Source organism: Pseudarthrobacter sp. B907 (assembly GCF_040137805.1).
In the GTDB taxonomy this organism is placed as follows: domain Bacteria; phylum Actinomycetota; class Actinomycetes; order Actinomycetales; family Micrococcaceae; genus Arthrobacter.
Genome location: NZ_JBEEQE010000012.1, coordinates 31,700 through 47,300 on the forward strand (window position 1 = coordinate 31,700; position 15,601 = coordinate 47,300).

Consider the following 15,601-nt stretch of genomic DNA (forward strand, 5'->3'; position numbering starts at 1 on the left):
CACGGCGGGAGACAGGGCGGCGGGTGATGGTACGGGCGAAGGGCATGGAGGTTCCTTTGGAAAACTGTGCGAACGGATGGGAAGAACGGAACTGCGGGCGGACGCCGCCGGCGCTTCCGGCGGCGGGTCCGGCCGGAGCCGGGTGCGGTGCGGCTAGTGGCTGTCGACGCCGAGGCTTGCCAGGAGTGAGGCCCGGAGCGTGGCCAGCTCGGCCGATGCCCGGTCGCGGGGGCGGTCTCCGGGCACGTCCACCGTCCGGATGATGGTGGCGCCGGGTACCGTGTCCGCCGGCCCGGCGCTGCTTTCCTTGCCCAGGACGATGATGCGGTCGGCGAGCTGCAGGGCCTCGTCGACGTCGTGGGTCACGAGCAGCACGGTGGTCGGCTCCGCGCGGTGGACCTCCAACAACAGGTCCTGCATCTTGATCCGGGTCAGGGCGTCGAGGGCGCCGAAGGGTTCGTCAAGCAGCAGGATGCCGGGGTTGCGGGCCAGCGCCCGGGCCAGCGACGCGCGCTGGGCCATGCCGCCGGAAACTTCGCGGGGCCGGTGCTTGGCGAAGTCCTGCAGGCCCACGAGCCCGAGGAGCCGGGCAACCTTGGCTTTGCCGTCGCGGGCACTGACGCCGGTGGGCAGGCCGATGGCGATGTTGGCCTGCAGGGTGTGCCACGGCAGCAGGCGAGGCTCCTGGAAGGCAAAAGCGCAGCGGGAATCCACGCCCTGGACCGGGGCGCCGTCGATCTCCACGCTCCCGGAGCTCGGGGCATCAAGGCCCGCGGCGGCGCGCAGCAGGGTGGACTTCCCGCAGCCGGACGTGCCGAGGATGGCGAGGACCTCACCGGCCCGGATGTCGAAGTTTACGTCCCGCAGCACGGTGTGTTCCTCGGTGCCCGAGCCGAAGGTCCGGCGCAGGCCGCGGAAGGACACCGGCAGGGCCGGGGTACGCTCAGGCGCCCCGACGGGGGTGTCGGCGGACGCCCCGGCAGCGGAGGGGGACAGGACAGCAGTCATAGGGTTACTCCATCGGTCCTGGCAGTAGCACCCTACGGAACGAGCCTCTTAGCCGGGGTGTCAGTCCGGCCGCTCCCGCGGCTCGCCACCTTGCTGTCGGCGGATTCCGGGGAGGAACTCCGACGACCAGGGTTGCTGCGGCTTCATCGATCCAGGTCTCTCAGCCGCTCGGGATGGTCACTACCCACTAAAACGGAAACGAAGGTTTTCCCCAAACCGGGCGCGTAATATTCGGACACCCGCCGCCGCGCGGCGGTCCGGCGACCGATTGTTCGGGGCATTCGCCCTGGCGGCAGGTCCGCCGCGTTCCCGAGCGGGCGGCCCGTAGGCTGGGCGCATGACCCACGTGAACGACCCCGCAGTCATCGAACGGCTCCTGCGCACCAAGGGACGATGGGCGATCGTAGGCCTGACCACCAACGAGTGGCGCGCCGCCTATGACACTTCCCTGTACATCCGGGACCGGCTTGGCATGGAGATCATCCCGGTCAATCTTCCGGCCGACCCGGTCCACGGCGAGACCGGCTACGCCAGGCTGGCGGACATCCCGGCGGCGAAGCAACCCCTCGACGTCGTGGACTGCTTCGTGAATTCCCGGAAAGTGGGGGACGTGGTGGACCAGGCGATCGCCGCCGGAGCAAAAGCCGTCTGGCTGCAGCTCGGTGTGATCGATGAGGCTGCCGCGGCCCGGGCTGCGGCAGCGGGCCTGGACGTTGTGATGAACGCCTGCCCGGCCCAGGAGGCGCCGCGCTTCGGTCTCTAGGGACGGCCGTCCACGGGAAGTCACTTCGCTCTGGTATTCTGCGCCTGTCTTATTTCGCGGATGCTGGGATCAAACATGTGTGGGCACCACCCGACTGCGCCCCCTGTGACCCTTGGTCGCCGGAGCGCCCTGGGGTTCCTGGGCGCCTCGATGGTATCGGCGTTGGTAGCGTGCTCGGCTCCTGACGGCCCGTCGGCGCCGGAACCAACCGCTGCGCCGTCCACTGCCGGGCCCGTCCGGCCCGGCCGCCTGCAGTCGCCGCTTCTCCCCGACGAGAGCCCGGCCCGGCGGCCCCGCGCACAGTTCACCCCGGACTTCAAACTGCCGCCAGTACAAAACGGGCTCGCCCCCGTCATCACCAAGATTGAGACGAAGAATCCGGTGGTGTTCTTGACCATCGACGACGGCGTCACCAGGACTCCCGAGATGGTCCGGCTCCTGGCCGAGTACGACTATCCCGTGTCCCTCTTCCTGACCCGGAATTTTGTCCAGGCCGATCCGGGCTTCTTCAAGCGGTTCGCCGCCCAGGGGAGCCTGGTGGAAAACCACACGGTTACTCACAACATCAATATGGTCAGCCAAATGGGCTACCAGCAGCAGCTCGCGGAAATCAACGGCATGCAGGACTACGCCCAGCAGCAGTTCGGCCGCCGCCCCACGCTGTTCCGCCCGCCCGGGGGCGCCTACTCCACGGTCATGCGGCAGGCAGTCGCGGCTGCGGGAATGAAGGCGATCGTCACGTGGGAGGCCAAATCCAACGTCGGCCACATGGACTACCAGTACGGCAAGGCCCTGCGCCCGGGGGACATCGTGCTCATGCACTTCCGGCCGGAGTTCGCCGCAGACCTGGCTGCTTTTCGGGCTGCCCAGCAGGCCGCCGGCCTTGAGGTCGTGCTGCTTGAAGACTTCCTCGGCGTCGCCTGAGCAGCTCCCGAGGGCCGAAGAATGTCGGGGGATAAAAGTAGGCTTGGTCTATGAATGTCGCCACGCTGCGCCGGATCTGCCTGGGCTTCCCCGGCGCTTTCGAGGACTACCCGTTCGGCCCTGACACAGCGGTCTTCAAGGTACGCGCGGCAGTGGCGGGCGGGGCCCGGCATGAGGCCAAAATGTTCGCCCTGTCCGCTCTGGATCCGGACGACTTCGCCGTGAGCCTGAAATGCGAACCGGCCCTCGCCGAGCAGCTGCGCTCCGCGCACCCGGAAATCACCGGTGCCTGGCACCTGAACAAGCGGCACTGGAACGGCGTCCGGCTGGACGGCGCGCTGCCCGACGCCATGGTCCGCGACATGGTGGAGGACTCCTATGACCTCGTGGTCGCCACCCTGAGCCGCCGCCAGCAGGAGCAACTCGGCTGGGCCCGGCTCGCCGGCGGACAGACCCGGCCATGAGCGCCCCGCGGATCGCCGGCGGCGAACTGAACTACGAAGGAATCGGGGCCACCGAGACCGGGCTGCTGCCCGAAGGCAGCGGCGGCGAAGTCACCCAGGCCTACCTGGGCGACGGCGAGGCCGCCTACCGCCGCGCGGTGCAGGGAATGCTGACCTGGCAGCTGCAGAAGCGGGCCGGGCTGCGCGTGCGCGCCGAGTCCGACGTCGTGCTCCCCGGGACGCGGGTGGTGAGCGGCTTCGGCATCGGGCCGTTCCGCATTGACGCGCCCTGCGAGGTGGTCTGGGTGCGCCGTCCGGTCCCCGGCGGCGGCCCGCAATCCGCCGGTTTCGGCTACGGGACGCTGCCCGGGCATCCGGTCCGCGGCGAGGAGTCATTCGAAATCTCGCTCGACGAAAACGGCCTGGTGCTGATCAAGGTCACCGCGTTCGGTGTGCCGGCCAACTGGTTCTATGCGGCCGGCGGGGCCGTCACCGCCCGGGCGCGCCGGCTGGTCACTTCCCGATACCTTAGGAGTGCACAGGAACTGGCCGCAGGTGTGAACTGAGGAGGAGCAGGTAGATGCTGAACCAACAGACCCTTGACCGATTGTGGAACTTTGACGACCCCGCCCTTTCGGAGTCCCGCTTCCGTGCGGCGGCCACCGATCCGGCCTACGACGACGACGAACGGGCCGAGTTCACCACCCAGCTGGGCCGGGCCATCGGGCTGCAGGGGCGTTTCGAGGAAGCGGACGCCCTGCTGGACTCGATCGACGGCGACGAGCCCACGGTGGCGGTTCGGGTCCTGCTGGAACGCGGCCGCGTGCTCAATTCCGGCGGCCACGCAGAGATGGCGGTCCCGCTGTTCGAGCAGGCCGCCGAACTCGCCGACCACCTGGGCGAGGAGTTCCTCGCCGTCGATGCCCTGCACATGCTGGCGATCGCCGACGCGGCCCACGCCGAGACCTGGACGCGCAGCGCGCTCGAATACGCGTCCACGGCGCACGACGCCCGGACCAAGCGCTGGATGGTGGCGCTCCACAACAACCTCGGCTGGAGCCTGCACGAAGACGGACGCTGCACCGAGGCCATGGTGGAGTTCCAGCTTGCCGAGCAGTGGGCGGAACGGGTGGGCACACTCCAGCAGCAGGAACGGGCCCGGGCGGCCATCGACGCCTGCTGAGCCCCACGTTGTCCTCATTGCAACAACGGAAGACCGATGCACCAACACTGAAAGGCACACACCCGTGATCTTCATCGTCGTTAAATTCAAGGTCAAGCCCGACTGGTCCGAGCGCTGGCTCGGCCTCGTGGACGACTTCACCCGGGCCACCCGGCAGGAACCCGGCAACCTGTGGTTCGACTGGTCCCGCAGCGTGGAGGATCCCAACGAATTCGTCCTGGTCGAGGCCTTCAAAGACGACGCCGCCGGGGACCACGTCAACAGCGCCCACTTCAAGCAAGCCATGGCGGACATGCCCCAGGCCCTCGCCGAGACACCCCGGATCATCAGCCGCCAGCTCGACGGCGAAGGCTGGGACCGGATGGGCGAACTCACCATCGCCTAGGCCGTCCAGCAATCGATGGGAAAATTCAGGCATGTGGATCGGCTGGATTGAATTCGATGTCCTCCTGGGCGACGTGCACAGCCTGAAGGAGAAACGTTCCGTGGTGCGGCCGGTGCTGGCTGAGCTCAAGCGCCGCTTCGACGTTTCCGTGACCGAGGCCGGGTATCACGACCAGTACCGGCGCACCGTGATCGGCGCGGGCTTGGTCGCGGCGGACCGGGCGCACCTCGTGGAGGTGCTGGCCGCCGTCGAACGTTTTGTCGCGGCCCGTCCCGAACTCGAACTCCTCAGCGCCCGCCAGCGCGAACTCCGCAGCGACGACTAAAAGCAACGCGGGGTCACTAAGCGCCCATCCCGATGGGATTTTTGGGCGGTAAGTGACCCCGCGTTGCTTGGTGGGGTGGGTCAGCCGAAGTACTTCGGCAGGGTCGCCTCGTGGGCTTCGCGGAGGGAGTCGAGGTTCATCGTCTCGACGCCGTTGATCTCCAGCTGGCCGCTCTCGGCGTCCACGACGCCGATCCGGACGTGCGCGAAGCCGCGGGCGGTGCACATGTCCTTGAACCGGATCTCCTCCGAGCGGGGCACCGCCACGATGGCGCGGGCCTGGGACTCGGAGAACAGCGCAGTGAACAGGTCCACGCCGTCGCGGTCCATCACGTCCTGGAGTGAAATCCGGGCACCGGTGCCGTAGCGCAGCGCGGACTCCACGAGGGCCGCCGCGAGGCCGCCCTCGGAGAGATCGTGCGCGGAATCCACCATGCCGTCACGGGAGGCATTGATCAGGATTTCACCGAGCTCGCGTTCGGCGGCGAGGTCGACCTTCGGCGGCAGGCCGCCCAGGTGGCCGCGCAGGTTGGACCACTCCGAACCGTCCAGTTCCGCCGCCGTCGTGCCGAGCAGGTAGATGGCCTGGCCGTCCTCGCGCCAGCCCGAGGGCGTGCGGCGCGCGACGTCGTCCAGCTTGCCCAGCACGGCCACCACGGGGGAGGGGTGGATCGGGACGCTGCCGGTCTGGTTGTACAGCGAGACGTTGCCGCCGGTGACCGGGATGCCGAGGACCATGCAGGCGTCGGAGAGCCCGCGGATGGCTTCGGCCAGCTGCCACATCACATCCGGATCCTCGGGCGAGCCGAAGTTCAGGCAGTCGCTGACCGCCATCGGCACGGCGCCGGAGGTGGCGACGTTGCGGTACGCCTCGGCCAGCGCCAGCTGAGCGCCGTGGTACGGGTCGAGGTAGGTGTAGCGGCCGTTGGCGTCGGTAGCCAGGGCAACGCCCAGGCCGGTTTCCTCGTCCACCCGGACCACGCCGGCGTCGTCCGGGAACGCCATGGCGGTGTTGCCGCCGACGTAGCGGTCGTACTGCTTGGTGATCCAGGACTTGCTGCACATGTTCGGCGAGGCGACGAGCTCGGTGATGGCGGCTGCCAGTTCCCCTGGGGCGGCCGGGCGCGCGGTGTCCTGCACGGAGCCGGTGAAGGAGTCGGACTGGATGGCGTCCTGCCATTCGGGACGGGCGTACGGGCGGTCGTAGACCGGGCCGTCGTGGGCGACGGTGCGCGGGTCGACGTCGACAATCACCTCGCCCTCCCAGGTGATGATCAGGCGGCCGGTGTCCGTCACCTCGCCGAGCCAGGAGTACTCCACGGCCCACTTGTCCATTACGGCTTCGAACGCGGCGATGTTCTCGGGGGTGACCACGGCCATCATGCGTTCCTGCGACTCGGACATCAGGATTTCGCCCGGGGTCAGGGTGGGGTCGCGGAGCAGGACCGAGGTCAGCTCGACCTCCATGCCGCCGTCGCCGTTGGAGGCGAGCTCGGAGGTGGCGCAGGAAATGCCCGCGGCGCCGAGGTCCTGGATGCCTTCAACGAGGGAGCCCTTGAACAGCTCCAGGCAGCACTCGATCAGGACCTTCTCGGCGAAGGGGTCGCCCACCTGGACGGCGGGACGCTTGGACGGCTTGGTGTCGTCGAAGGACTCGGAGGCCAGTACGGAGGCGCCGCCGATCCCGTCGCCGCCGGTGCGGGCGCCGAAGAGCACCACCTTGTTGCCCTTGCCGGAGGCGTTGGCGAGGCGGATGTCCTCGTGGCGCATGACGCCGACGGCGAGGGCGTTGACCAGCGGGTTGCCCTGGTAGACCGAGTCGAAGACCATCTCGCCGCCGATGTTGGGCAGGCCCAGGGAGTTGCCGTAGCCGCCGATCCCGGCCACCGCGCCGTGCATAACGCGGGCCGTGTCCGGGTGGTCAATGGCGCCGAAGCGCAGCGGATCCATCACGGCCACCGGGCGGGCGCCCATGGAGATGATGTCGCGGACGATCCCGCCGATGCCGGTCGCGGCGCCCTGGTAGGGCTCCACGAACGACGGCGAGTTGTGCGACTCGATCTTGAACGTCACGGCCCAGCCGTCGCCCAGGTTCGTGACGCCGGCGTTCTCGCCGATGCCGACGAGCATGTCCTTCTTCATCTCCTCGGTCACCTTTTCGCCGAACTGGCGCAGGTGGTTCTTGGAGGACTTGTAGGAGCAGTGCTCGCTCCACATCACGGAGTACATCGCGAGCTCGGCGCCGGTCGGGCGGCGGCCCAGGACCTTGACGACCTCGTCGAATTCGTTCTGCTTCAGGCCCAGCTCGGCCCAGGGAAGCTCGACGTCCGGGGTCTTCGCCGCGTTCTCAACGGTGTCGATGTTGAACTTCTTGGCGGTCTGCGCGGGCGCCGCCATTGCGGGGGTGTCCGTCATTTGTTGTCTCCCACGATCGTGTTCAGGACAGAGGTGAAGACGCCGAGGCCTTCGGTGCCGGCGCCGGTCTCCGGGCCGAAACCGGCCTCGACGGCGTGTTCCGGGTGCGGCATCAGGCCCACGACATTGCCGGCGGCGTTGGAGATGCCGGCGATGTCGCGGCGTGAGCCGTTCGGGTTCCAGCCGACGTAGCGGAACACCACGCGGCCCTCCGCCTCCAGGGCGTCGAGGGTCTTCTCGTCCGCGAGGTACTGGCCGTCCTGGTTTTTCAGCGGCACGGTGATTTCCTGGCCGGCGGTGTAGTCGCCGGTCCAGTCGGTGGTGTTGTTTTCCACCCGCAGGACCTGGTCGCGGCAAAGGAACTTCAGGTGGTCGTTCTTGATCATCGAGCCGGGCAGAAGGTGCGACTCGGTAAGGATCTGGAAGCCGTTGCAGATGCCGAGGACGGGCAGCCTGGCGTCCGAGTTGGCGGCGTCGATGATCTTGGCCATGAGCGGCGCGAACCGGGCGATCGCGCCGGCGCGGAGGTAGTCGCCGTAGGAGAAACCGCCGGGGATGACGACGGCGTCGACGTCGCCGAGGCTGGTGTCCGCATGCCAGAGCGCCACCGGGGTGGCGCCGGCCAGGCGCACGGCGCGGGCGGCGTCGCGGTCATCCAGGGTGCCGGGGAAGGTGACGACGCCGATCCGCGCACCAGCGAGCCTGGGGTTGGCGGCGAGGGCAACAGCCTCGCCGATCAGGGGGAGTTCAGTCATCTCAGGCCTCGACGACCTCGACGTTGACGACGTCCTCGATCACCGGGTTCGAGAGCAGGGTCTCCGCGGCATTGCGGGCCTGGGCCAGGATCTCCTCGGTCACCTCGCCGTCGACGGTCAGTTCGAAGCGCTTGCCCTGGCGGACAGAGCTGAACGCGGTGAAGCCCAGGCGGGGCAGTGCGCCCACGATGGCCTTCCCCTGCGGGTCGAGAATCTCGGGCTTGGGCATGACGTCGACAACGATCCGGGGCATCCGGCAACTCCTGTGCGTGAGCTTGGGTAAGGGCGCAGCGGAGTGGTGCCGTCTCACGCCGATCCGACGTGTGGTGGTGACGACGTGGTACGGGCGCTCCGCGAGCTTGCACGCCCATTCTACCGGCCGCGGTGCGCCTTGCCGCATTCGTGACCGGTCGGCGGCCGCGCGCACCCCGGCCGGCGTGCGGCTATGGTCTGCGACGGCGGCGCTCAGTAGGATGTGGGGATGGCTGAGAAACCGAGATCCGTCCTGCTTCCCGTGGTCGCCGCCGCCGTCTTCGCGGGCCTCGGCCGGATGGTCCTGCAGAAGGTCAAAGCCGACCGCGCGGCCAGGGCGAGCAACGTGGCCGGCCCGCTGGACGAGAAGACCAAAGCCTGGATCAGCGAGGTCGTCCGGACGCCCCGCCAGTAGCCAGCCGCTTGTCATAAGCGTGTAACAACCCCCGTAATGCCCGCCGCCGGGCGGGACCCGAGCCGGGACGGCGCTGCCGTCCCGGCGTTGCCATGCCTCCGGCACCACCCGGTTTGACGACCAATATGACCAAACCAGATTTGTAGTTGTGGTCTATGTCATATCTGGCTCTCAGTCTGTACTGTATGAATCGGCTGGTATCCGCCGGTGGGCGAGAGTCAACTCCTGATCCCGCTCCCGTACCAGTACGTCGTCCCCGGCAATGGCGCCGGGACCGTTCCTTCTGAAAGGTTCAAATCACTCGTGAAATCACCAGGAAAGAGCTTCCTTCGAAGCGGGGGACTCCGGAGGGCAGTGGCACTGACCCTGGGCTTGCCGGTTCTCCTCTCCACAGTTGCCATATCGCCCGCCATTGCTGCGCCGGGCCAGGGTTCCACCGTCGCTGGGATCGCGCAGAAGAATCTTGACCCCGCCAGCTACCCGGACGGCCGCTACATCGTCATGCTGGCCGAAAAGCCGGCCGCCACCTATGAAGGCTCCACGGACGGACTGCCCGCCACGAAACCGGCCAAGGGCAAAAAGCTCGACGCCAACAAGGCCGAGGTGAAGAACTACCGGGCCCACCTGGAGAAGAAGCAGACGGAAGTTGCCGCGAAGCAGAACGTCCAGATCCAGCGCCAGTTCTCCGCCGCGGTCAACGGCTTCAGCGCCACGCTGACCACGGACCAGGCCATCAAGCTCGCCAAGGATCCGAGCGTCCTGGCGGTTGCCCCGGATACGGAAAACGCCCCGGACTACTCCAGCACCGATTTCCTCAAGCTAAGCGGCCCCGACGGAACTTGGAACACCAAGTTCGGCGGCCAGGACGCAGCGGGCAAGGGCGTCGTCGTCGGCGTCATTGACACCGGTTACACCCCGGACAGCGCGTTCTTCGCCGGCGAAGAGGTCAAGCCGCTGGTCGGCCAGCCCGTCGTCGGCGTTCCCTACCGCACGGCGGACGGCAAGATCGCCATGCTCAAGGCCGACGGCGAGACCTTCGTCGGCGAGTGCCAGAAGGGCACCGGAACCGGCGCCTCCTTCGACGGCTCCGCCTGCAACTCCAAGGTTCTGAGCGCGCACTACTTCGCCGAGGACTTCCTGCGCTACGTTCCGGCCGGCAACCGCGCCCCCGAAGAGCAGCTTTCCCCGGTCGACGTCGCCAGCCACGGCACGCACACCGCCAGCACCGCCGCCGGCAACAAGGGCGTCGAGACGTTCGTTGACGGCCGCAGCTTCGGCCTGACCAGCGGCATCGCACCCGCTGCCAAGCTCTCCGTCTACAAAGTGTGCTGGGAAGACACCGATCCCAACACCGGCGGCTGCTACAGCTCCTCCTCGGTCGCCGCTGTAGAGCAGGCCATCGAGGACGGCGTTGACGTCCTGAACTACTCGATCTCCGGCTCCGCGACCTCGGTTATCGACCCGGTCTCGGTGGCGTTCCTGAACGCCGCTTCCACCGGCATCTTCGTTGCCGCCTCCGCCGGCAACTCCGGCCCCACGGCCAGCACCGTGAACCACGGCGCACCCTGGGTCACCACCGTCGCCGCCAGCAGCTTCTCCCAGGAGCTCCAGGGGACCGTGGAATTCGCCGACGGCACCAAGTTCCGCGGCGCCAGCATTATGAACAAGGAAGTCAAGGACGCCGGCGTTGTGCTGGCTGCCAGCGCGGCCGCCGCGAACCCGCCGTCGTCCCCGGCCCTGTGCGGCCCCGGCACGCTCGACCCGGCCAAGGTTGCCGGCAAGGTTGTCGTCTGCGACCGCGGCGTCGTTGCCCGCGTCGACAAGAGCGCCGAGGTTGCCCGCGGCGGCGGCGTCGGCATGATCCTGGTGAACCTCAGCAACTCCTCGCTGGACACGGACCAGCACGCGGTCCCGACCGTGCACGTGAACCCGCCGGCCACCCAGGCCATCAAGGACAAGGTCACCGCCACCCCGGGCATCAAGGTTTCCCTGGTCAACAAGGACACCACCGGTCTCCCGCTCGAAGCCCAGCCGCAGATTGCCGGTTTCTCTTCCCGTGGCCCGCTGTTGGCCACCCAGTCGGATCTGCTGAAGCCGGACGTTGCTGCTCCCGGTGTTGCCGTCCTGGCCGGCGTCTCGCCGATCGGTGCTGACGGGGCCAAGTTCGGCTTTATGTCCGGCACCTCGATGGCCGCCCCGCACGTAGCCGGCTTCGGCGCGCTGCTGCTGGGCAAGAACCCGACCTGGTCGCCCGCCATGGTGAAGTCCGCCATGATGACGTCCGCGTCAGAGGTCAAGCTCGCCGACGGGTCCAAGAACACCGACGTCCACGCCACCGGCGCGGGCCAGGTCGATCCGGCCCGCATGGTTGATCCGGGCCTGGTCTACGACGCCGACTTCGAGGACTACCTGAAGTTCATCCAGGGCACCGGCGTCAACCTGGGCCTGGCGTCCAGCACCAAGCCGCGGGACATGAACGTACCGTCCTTCGCGCTGGGTAACCTCACCGGCAAGATCGAGGTCACCCGCACGGTGACCGCCCTGACTCCGGGTGTGTACAAGGTCAAGGCCGATGTACCCGGGATCCAGGTCAACGTTGCTCCGGCGGCCCTGAACTTCAAGGCGGCCGGCGAAACGAAGACGTTCAAGGTCACGTTTGAAAACAAGAGCGCGGCCCTGGGCAAGTTCGCCATGGGCACCCTGCGCTGGGAGGGTGCAGGCAAGACCGTTAGCTCGCCGATCTCAGTCCGCCCGCAGTCCGTCGTCGCCGCCAAGGATGTTTTCCTGAGCACCGACGCCGGCACCGGCTCCGCTGACATCAGCGTCGTCTCCGGAACCGACGGCCCCACCAACATGACCCTGGACGGCCTGTCCAAGGCTGATTCCTCCGCGGTGGAACTCGTCCCGGGTGCGTTCAGGGGATTCACTGGCGTTTCCGATGCCTCGACCTACGTCAAGACCGTCCAGGTTCCGGCCGGCGTGCCGCTGGCGAAGTTCTCGGTCCTCTCCTCGGACCCGAACTCCGACTTCGACATGTGGGTCGTGACGCCCAGGGGTGTGGAGCAGGTTGCGACCTCCTCCTCCAGCGAGTCCCTCTCGATCGCTAACCCGGCCGCTGGCAAGTACACGATCTACGCCAACCTGTACTCCAGCCCGGACGGCAAGGCCCGCAAGGCATCCGTCGACGCCGCGATCCTTGGCGCCAACGTGGGCAATGCGACGATCACGCCGAACCCGCTGGTGCTGCCGAACGGGGAGACGGGCAAGATCACGCTGAACTGGACCGGACTTCAGCCCGGCTCCTACATCGGCCGGATCACGTTCGCCGGTGCCAGCGAGCCGACGTTCGTCAGCCTCGTCGTGAACGCAGCAGGCGCCGCCGTGGTGGCTCCCGCAGCGGGGGCCCCGGCTACCGTGGCGAACCAGGAGCTGGGACAGGCCTGGAACAACGCGGTCTAGCAACATCTGAAAACAGCAATGGCCGGCGGTCGGTACCGCCGGCCATTGCCGTTTAAGCCCAGGGCCTCAGACGGCGCCGGTGGATCCCGAGGTGCCGCCCAGCAGGGGCGCCAGGGCGCGCCAGCGGGCGATTTCGCAGCCGTCCGTGCGGCTGAATTCGCAGTGGACGTCCCGGCCCCGGTAGTTCCCGGTGACCACAGCCACCTGCGGGCCGCCATACTGCTGGGTGCACAGCTTCGGCGGTCCGGGCACCGGGAAAAAGATGCCCTCGCCGTGCAGGCGCAGGGCCTCGAGCGCGGCAGCGGGGTCCGGCAGGGTGCACCCGGGGCCGGGGATCCCGCCGTCGGCGACCAGCCGGAAGCTGTACTCGGGGGCGCCCGGCGCCTCCGTCAGCCGGACGGTGAGGTCCACTTCGTGCGGTGCGTTTTCTTCGCCGGGGGCGGTCATGGGTGTCCTTCCTGGGCCGCGGGGAGCGGGCGCGCCGCGGCGGTCTGCAGCAGCGGCGTGAGTTCGACCAGCAGCCGTCGGCGCAGCTCCTGCGAGGCTGCGGCGAACTCCCGCTGCTGGTCCACGTATTCGGCTTTCCCGTCCGGCGTCTCGATCCGGATCGGCGGATAGCCCCACTCGCTCAGCTCGTAGGGGGAGGCGCGCATGTCCATGGCGCGGATCCGCCAGGACAGTTCGAAGCAGTCCATAACCAGTTCGCTGGGCAGCGCGGGCGCCAGCTTGTAGGCCCACTTGTAGAGGTCCATGTTCGCGTGCAGGCAGCCGGGCTGTTCCATGCTCCGCTGGTTCTCGCGGCTCGGCTCAAGCGTGTTGAGCGGCACCGCGTCCGGAGTGTAGAACCGGTAGGCGTCGAAATGCGAGCACCGGATCCGGTTGTCCTCCACCACCTTGTCCGTCCCCTCGGAACCGAGCCGCAGCTTCAGGTACTCGTGCCGCAGCTCGAACTTGTCCTGCCGGTAGACCATGGCCCACTCGTGCAGGCCGAAGCAGCCGAACTGCGCCGGCCGGGCAGCCGTTCCCGCCAGGATAATGCCGGCAAACTGGACGGCGTCGCGGCGTTCGCTGAGGAACCGTTCGACGTCGACCGTCGCCGCGTCCGTGCCCGGCGGCAGGCCGGCGGCGGCGAGTTCGCCGTCGTCGGGCGTGCGGTAGTACTTCCAGCCGGCGCGCGCCGCTGCCGCGGCGCCGGAGAGCACAACGCCGGCGCCGGGATGCCAGCGCAGCAACTGGCCGGGCTTCTGGGTGTAGTAGGTGAAGAGGAAGTCCTCCACCGGGTGCTTCTGCCCGGCCGATCTCCGGGCCAGGTACGGGTCGGCGTAGGCGCGGACGCGCCGGGCATGTGCGGCTTCACGCCGGAGCCACTCGTCCTGCGGGAGGTTTTGCAGTTCCACCGGCTTAGACAGCCCCGCCGGTGGATCCCAGAATGTCCTTTGCGGCCTTCCACCGGGCGATCTCACAGCCGTCGCGCAGGCTGAACTTGGCTTCGACAGCCTTGCCGTCCACCGCGCCCGTGACCGTCGCTTCCTCCGGGCCGCCATACTGCTGGGTGCAGGCCTGGTCCGTTGGACGCGGAGCGGGGCTGAGGAGGGCCGCATTCGCCTTCAGGGCGGCGCAGCCGGCGGCGGCGGTGGGGTGCTGGCTTTCCGTTGCGGGAACCCCGTTCTGACAGACCAGGGTGTAATTAGTGGCCTTCCCGCCTTCGGCGGACGTGACCATAATGGCCAGTTCGGCGTTGCCCTGCCCCGGCCCGGCGCTGGGGGCCGCGGCCGACGGCGACGGCGCCGGTGCGGTGGTATCGGTGTCGGCGGACGGGGTGCCCGGGCTGCTGGCGGAGGCGGAGGCGGTGCCCGTGGGCGACGCGCTCGGTGTGGGTCCGGCACCCGGCGAGCAAGCTGCCAGCCCGGCAATCGAGAGCAGGGCGAGCAGGGTGGGAATCAGGGTTTTGCGCATGGTCGGCTCTCCTCGCTTTCACTCATTCTAGCGCCGGGCCAACCGTGCGCTGCAGGCGGGACGGGCGCCTCAGGGCGGGAGCGTGGACCGGGCAAAGGGCGGACCTAGCCGCCGTCGCCGGGGTCCGCGGTCCGGGTGGCTGCGATGAGCCGCATCATGGCGGCATGCAGTTCGCCGACCTGTTCGCGGTCCAGGCCAAGCCGCGCCATCATGGTGCCGGGGACCGCCGTCGCCTGTTCCCGCAGCGCCGCCCCGCGGGCGGTCAGCCGCACGGCGAGACTGCGTTCGTTGCCTTCGGCCCGTTGCCGCGTGATGTAGCCCGCCGCTTCCAGCCGCCGCAGTAGCGGCGAGATCGTGGCGGGCTCCTGGGCGAGGGCATCGCTGATCTCCCGGACCGTGCGGGGGCTCGATTCCCACAGGCAGAGCATGACCAGATACTGCGGGTGGGTGAGGCCCAGCTTGTCCAGCACCGGCTTGTAGGCGCCCACGACGCTGCGGGACGCGACGGTCAGGGCGAAGCAGAGTTGGTGTTCCAGCAGGAGGTCCTCGTCCGAGGGGGCTCCGGCCTCCGGCGGTGCGGCCGCGGTGGGATCGGCGACAGTCATCTGGCCTCCTTCAAATAGTTAGTGCGCTAATGATTAGCGTACACTGGTACTACATCCGTTTCGAAGGAGTGGGTCATGGCCAAGGAAAGCACCGCCCAGCGGTTTATGCGAGCAACCGGAAAGCTCAGGGCGGTCTTCGGCCCCGCCAGCCGGACCTCGATCGGCCATGAGATGACCGAGCAAAACCGCCTGCTGCTGGCCCAGCGGCAGGCCGAGACCCAGCAGTGGGAAACCCTGCACCGGCCGGACGGCAGCACCTACGTGGTGCCCCGCCACCCCGGAGACAAGTCGCTGCGCTAGGCTGCCCCGCCCTGCCCTTTTGACCGCCGTCGGGCGTAAAATGGGGTCACTGGCGCCGCCCGCGCCACCCTTCGCTAGGCCTGTCAGCAGGAAAGGGGGTGGGAAACATGGCACGTGCATTGAGAGCGGCTGCGTTGCGCCGGCACCTGCACCCGTCGAACTGGGCGCGGTTCCTTTTTGGCCCTGCTTCGCGCGGGGATTATTCCGCGCCGGTCGTGCACCGGCACGATGACTTCGAGCAGGCCTCGGAGAGTGATCTCGCCGGCTTCGAAGTCGAGACCGATTCGCAGGGACACCACTACGCGGTCCGCCGGGAGGATTTGCCTAGGGAGCAGGTCTGACCGGGCTTCGAGGGGCAGGCAGAGGGCGCGGCACGGTTGCCGCGCCCTTGTGCGCGCTGGCACCCGGTTGCGG

At 68.4% G+C, this 15,601-nt stretch carries 19 protein-coding genes; 11 read left to right on the forward strand and 8 right to left on the reverse strand.

Annotation, left to right across the window (positions count from 1 at the left end; all coding sequences use genetic code 11):
• Positions 1–153 precede the first annotated feature (153 nt).
• Entirely contained in the window at positions 154–1,008 is an 855-nt protein-coding gene (locus tag ABLI39_RS11590) for an ABC transporter ATP-binding protein (protein WP_349413577.1), read from the reverse strand.
• 337 nt (positions 1,009–1,345) lie between these two features.
• On the opposite strand from ABLI39_RS11590, the gene ABLI39_RS11595 reads away from it, so the two are divergent.
• The 7 genes from ABLI39_RS11595 to ABLI39_RS11625 all read left to right on the forward strand — a co-directional run bounded on the left by ABLI39_RS11595 (position 1,346) and on the right by ABLI39_RS11625 (position 5,031).
• Positions 1,346–1,771: a CoA-binding protein gene (locus tag ABLI39_RS11595; protein ID WP_349413578.1), complete on the forward strand. Its 426-nt coding sequence runs from the start codon at positions 1,346–1,348 to the stop codon at positions 1,769–1,771.
• Between the two features lie 105 nt (positions 1,772–1,876).
• Complete coding sequence (locus ABLI39_RS11600; RefSeq protein ID WP_349413579.1) at positions 1,877–2,695, forward strand: polysaccharide deacetylase family protein; 819 nt, start codon at positions 1,877–1,879, stop codon at positions 2,693–2,695.
• 50 nt (positions 2,696–2,745) lie between these two features.
• Positions 2,746–3,159: an MmcQ/YjbR family DNA-binding protein gene (locus ABLI39_RS11605; RefSeq protein WP_349413580.1), complete on the forward strand. Its 414-nt coding sequence runs from the start codon at positions 2,746–2,748 to the stop codon at positions 3,157–3,159.
• Complete coding sequence (locus tag ABLI39_RS11610) at positions 3,156–3,704, forward strand: DUF1990 domain-containing protein (protein ID WP_349413581.1); 549 nt, start codon at positions 3,156–3,158, stop codon at positions 3,702–3,704. The genes ABLI39_RS11605 and ABLI39_RS11610 overlap by 4 nt, the downstream gene beginning before the upstream one ends.
• A gap of 14 nt (positions 3,705–3,718) precedes the next feature.
• A complete protein-coding gene (locus ABLI39_RS11615; RefSeq protein ID WP_349413582.1) occupies positions 3,719–4,321 on the forward strand; it encodes a hypothetical protein in 603 nt (200 codons plus the stop codon).
• Between the two features lie 64 nt (positions 4,322–4,385).
• Entirely contained in the window at positions 4,386–4,706 is a 321-nt protein-coding gene (locus ABLI39_RS11620; RefSeq protein ID WP_349413583.1) for a putative quinol monooxygenase, read from the forward strand.
• Positions 4,707–4,737: 31 nt separating this feature from the next.
• Positions 4,738–5,031 (forward strand): DUF503 domain-containing protein, encoded by a 294-nt coding sequence (locus tag ABLI39_RS11625; protein ID WP_349413584.1) that lies wholly within the window; start codon positions 4,738–4,740, stop codon positions 5,029–5,031.
• 80 nt (positions 5,032–5,111) lie between these two features.
• Here ABLI39_RS11625 and purL read toward each other — a convergent pair whose 3' ends face one another.
• The 3 genes from purL to purS are packed head-to-tail and all read right to left on the reverse strand — an operon-like array spanning position 5,112 to position 8,453.
• Positions 5,112–7,427 carry a phosphoribosylformylglycinamidine synthase subunit PurL gene (gene purL / locus ABLI39_RS11630; protein ID WP_349413653.1) on the reverse strand — a complete coding sequence of 772 codons (2,316 nt, stop codon included), beginning with the start codon at positions 7,425–7,427 and terminating at the stop codon, positions 5,112–5,114.
• A 14-nt stretch (positions 7,428–7,441) separates the two neighbouring features.
• On the reverse strand, positions 7,442–8,200 hold the full coding sequence (gene purQ, locus ABLI39_RS11635; RefSeq protein WP_349413585.1) for a phosphoribosylformylglycinamidine synthase subunit PurQ: 759 nt from the start codon (positions 8,198–8,200) through the stop codon (positions 7,442–7,444).
• A 1-nt stretch (position 8,201) separates the two neighbouring features.
• Entirely contained in the window at positions 8,202–8,453 is a 252-nt protein-coding gene (gene purS, locus ABLI39_RS11640) for a phosphoribosylformylglycinamidine synthase subunit PurS (RefSeq protein ID WP_011690410.1), read from the reverse strand.
• Between the two features lie 228 nt (positions 8,454–8,681).
• Here purS and ABLI39_RS11645 point away from each other — a divergent pair, with 228 nt between their 5' ends.
• Together ABLI39_RS11645 and ABLI39_RS11650 are read left to right on the forward strand one after the other, a co-directional pair.
• Entirely contained in the window at positions 8,682–8,867 is a 186-nt protein-coding gene (locus ABLI39_RS11645; RefSeq protein ID WP_146335892.1) for a hypothetical protein, read from the forward strand.
• Positions 8,868–9,221: 354 nt separating this feature from the next.
• Positions 9,222–12,326, forward strand: a complete 3,105-nt coding sequence (locus tag ABLI39_RS11650) for a S8 family peptidase (RefSeq protein ID WP_497898752.1) — start codon at positions 9,222–9,224, stop codon at positions 12,324–12,326.
• Positions 12,327–12,392: 66 nt separating this feature from the next.
• Here the strand turns inward: ABLI39_RS11650 and ABLI39_RS11655 are convergent, their stop codons facing one another.
• From ABLI39_RS11655 to ABLI39_RS11670, 4 genes are all read right to left on the reverse strand, one after another.
• On the reverse strand, positions 12,393–12,773 hold the full coding sequence (locus ABLI39_RS11655; protein WP_349413586.1) for a serine protease inhibitor: 381 nt from the start codon (positions 12,771–12,773) through the stop codon (positions 12,393–12,395).
• The gene (locus ABLI39_RS11660) at positions 12,770–13,735 is read right to left on the reverse strand and encodes a 3-methyladenine DNA glycosylase (RefSeq protein WP_497900271.1); all 966 of its coding nucleotides are present in this window, start codon (positions 13,733–13,735) and stop codon (positions 12,770–12,772) included. The genes ABLI39_RS11655 and ABLI39_RS11660 overlap by 4 nt, the downstream gene beginning before the upstream one ends.
• Positions 13,728–14,282 carry an SSI family serine proteinase inhibitor gene (locus ABLI39_RS11665; protein WP_349413590.1) on the reverse strand — a complete coding sequence of 185 codons (555 nt, stop codon included), beginning with the start codon at positions 14,280–14,282 and terminating at the stop codon, positions 13,728–13,730. Before ABLI39_RS11665 ends, ABLI39_RS11660 begins: the two co-directional genes overlap by 8 nt.
• A 104-nt stretch (positions 14,283–14,386) precedes the next feature.
• Positions 14,387–14,887 carry a MarR family winged helix-turn-helix transcriptional regulator gene (locus ABLI39_RS11670; protein ID WP_349413592.1) on the reverse strand — a complete coding sequence of 167 codons (501 nt, stop codon included), beginning with the start codon at positions 14,885–14,887 and terminating at the stop codon, positions 14,387–14,389.
• A 75-nt stretch (positions 14,888–14,962) separates the two neighbouring features.
• Here ABLI39_RS11670 and ABLI39_RS11675 point away from each other — a divergent pair, with 75 nt between their 5' ends.
• Positions 14,963–15,187 (forward strand): hypothetical protein, encoded by a 225-nt coding sequence (locus ABLI39_RS11675; protein WP_349413594.1) that lies wholly within the window; start codon positions 14,963–14,965, stop codon positions 15,185–15,187.
• A gap of 107 nt (positions 15,188–15,294) precedes the next feature.
• Positions 15,295–15,528, forward strand: coding sequence for a hypothetical protein (locus tag ABLI39_RS11680; protein WP_349413595.1), 234 nt, complete (start codon positions 15,295–15,297; stop codon positions 15,526–15,528).
• The last annotated feature ends 73 nt before the right edge of the window (positions 15,529–15,601 follow it).

Bases quoted from the DNA above. Each gene is read 5' to 3' on its own strand.
- ABLI39_RS11590 (WP_349413577.1), bottom strand. From the start codon at position 1,008: ATGACTGCTGTCCTGTCCCCCTCCGCTGCCGGGGCGTCCGCCGACACC.
- ABLI39_RS11595 (WP_349413578.1), top strand. From the start codon at position 1,346: ATGACCCACGTGAACGACCCCGCAGTCATCGAACGGCTCCTGCGCACC.
- ABLI39_RS11605 (WP_349413580.1), top strand. From the start codon at position 2,746: ATGAATGTCGCCACGCTGCGCCGGATCTGCCTGGGCTTCCCCGGCGCT.
- ABLI39_RS11610 (WP_349413581.1), top strand. From the start codon at position 3,156: ATGAGCGCCCCGCGGATCGCCGGCGGCGAACTGAACTACGAAGGAATC.
- ABLI39_RS11615 (WP_349413582.1), top strand. From the start codon at position 3,719: ATGCTGAACCAACAGACCCTTGACCGATTGTGGAACTTTGACGACCCC.
- ABLI39_RS11625 (WP_349413584.1), top strand. From the start codon at position 4,738: ATGTGGATCGGCTGGATTGAATTCGATGTCCTCCTGGGCGACGTGCAC.
- purL (WP_349413653.1), bottom strand. From the start codon at position 7,427: ATGGCGGCGCCCGCGCAGACCGCCAAGAAGTTCAACATCGACACCGTT.
- purQ (WP_349413585.1), bottom strand. From the start codon at position 8,200: ATGACTGAACTCCCCCTGATCGGCGAGGCTGTTGCCCTCGCCGCCAAC.
- purS (WP_011690410.1), bottom strand. From the start codon at position 8,453: ATGCCCCGGATCGTTGTCGACGTCATGCCCAAGCCCGAGATTCTCGAC.
- ABLI39_RS11645 (WP_146335892.1), top strand. From the start codon at position 8,682: ATGGCTGAGAAACCGAGATCCGTCCTGCTTCCCGTGGTCGCCGCCGCC.
- ABLI39_RS11655 (WP_349413586.1), bottom strand. From the start codon at position 12,773: ATGACCGCCCCCGGCGAAGAAAACGCACCGCACGAAGTGGACCTCACC.
- ABLI39_RS11665 (WP_349413590.1), bottom strand. From the start codon at position 14,282: ATGCGCAAAACCCTGATTCCCACCCTGCTCGCCCTGCTCTCGATTGCC.
- ABLI39_RS11670 (WP_349413592.1), bottom strand. From the start codon at position 14,887: ATGACTGTCGCCGATCCCACCGCGGCCGCACCGCCGGAGGCCGGAGCC.
- ABLI39_RS11675 (WP_349413594.1), top strand. From the start codon at position 14,963: ATGGCCAAGGAAAGCACCGCCCAGCGGTTTATGCGAGCAACCGGAAAG.
- ABLI39_RS11680 (WP_349413595.1), top strand. From the start codon at position 15,295: ATGGCACGTGCATTGAGAGCGGCTGCGTTGCGCCGGCACCTGCACCCG.